2 protein-coding genes are annotated in these 1,252 nt (G+C 47.1%); both read right to left on the minus strand.

Annotation, left to right across the window (positions count from 1 at the left end; genetic code table 11):
• A partial coding sequence (locus Q0628_RS08265) for a TlpA disulfide reductase family protein (RefSeq protein ID WP_298769981.1) occupies positions 1 to 768 on the minus strand: 768 nt, incomplete at its 3' end.
• Positions 755 to 1,252: hypothetical protein (locus tag Q0628_RS08270; protein ID WP_298769983.1), on the minus strand; the 498-nt coding region annotated here is incomplete at its 5' end. The genes Q0628_RS08265 and Q0628_RS08270, both read right to left, overlap by 14 nt.

Below are 1,252 nucleotides of genomic sequence, written 5' to 3' on the forward strand. Positions count from 1 at the left end.
GTTGAAGTATGGCATTTCCACCTTACAGGGGCCGCACCATGTTGCCCAGAAATTGACAATCACCGGCTTGCCGATAAAATCCGACAGTTTTAGAAGATTCGTTTTCGTCTTGAGGACTTCTTCGCGAGTTTTATCCTTGTTCTTGAGCAATACATTCCACGCGTTACGCGCTCCAGGAGCCCACTGCAAAATTCCTTCAAGAGAGCTGTAGTCGGGTTCAAATTTTTTTGCCTCGCGATTCTGCAACATAAACTCGGCCGCATTCACAAAATTCTTGACGAACAAGTTCATCTTGAATTTCGAAGAATTCAGCATGTTCATGAATTCCGTTTCGAAAGACCACTTATCACGAATCAGTCGCTGAATCAGGTTTTCGATGCCGTCGTCCGAAACGACTTCCAAGTTAAAGGAAGAACCCGCCTCGTAAGCAAAATCGTGCAACACCTTCTGGCAAAAGGAATGGATGGTAAAAATCGGTGCCGTATGGATATTCTGCAAGGCTTCGCGGTAGCATTCCAGATTTTCTTCGGCGAGGCAGTCTTCCATCTTTTGGCGGATACGGTCGCGAAGTTCACCGGTCGCCTTGTCGGTGTAAGTGACAATCAAAATTTTCGAAAGCGGAATACCTGCGCGGCCATTTTCGCCATGCACCAGTTTTGCCACCAACTGCTGGATGGTGTATGTCTTGCCCGTTCCTGCCGAAGCATCGATATAGAGGTTATTGCCGAGATGAAAATCATCAATGTTAAAAAGCTTAATCTGGGTCATCGACGGTCCCTCCTATCACATCGGAAGTCCACAAATCGGGAGTCAATTCCTTGAGGTCCTGACATTCCTTGTTCCAGAGATCCATAAAGTATTTTTCGGGGAACCCGCTGACCTTCTTGATATCGAACAACTTGGCGCCTGCGAAATATTTCCAAGGCGAATGGTTTTCGTCATTGAACGCCTTGATGTAATCGTCGTAAGATTCAACTTTGTTTTCGGACACCATGTCAATCGGGAGAACCTTGCTGTAGCGTTCCCACTTTCCGCTCGTATCCATCTGCACCGCAAACATTTTGCGGTAAATCTTTTCAAGCAGCTGTTCCGCTTCGACGGGAGTCCGCCGGACAGGCTTCGCTTGCCATATCTTTTTGGAATAGCAATCGATGAAAATTTCAGGAACAGGTTCGTTTTTCTGCCCCGCCTCGCAAATGAGTGCAAGCGCCTGGATATAACCCGTCAAGAAATGGTACTGGCGGATTTCGAC

The organism is uncultured Fibrobacter sp., assembly GCF_937877005.1.
Taxonomy (GTDB): Bacteria; Fibrobacterota; Fibrobacteria; order Fibrobacterales; family Fibrobacteraceae; genus Fibrobacter.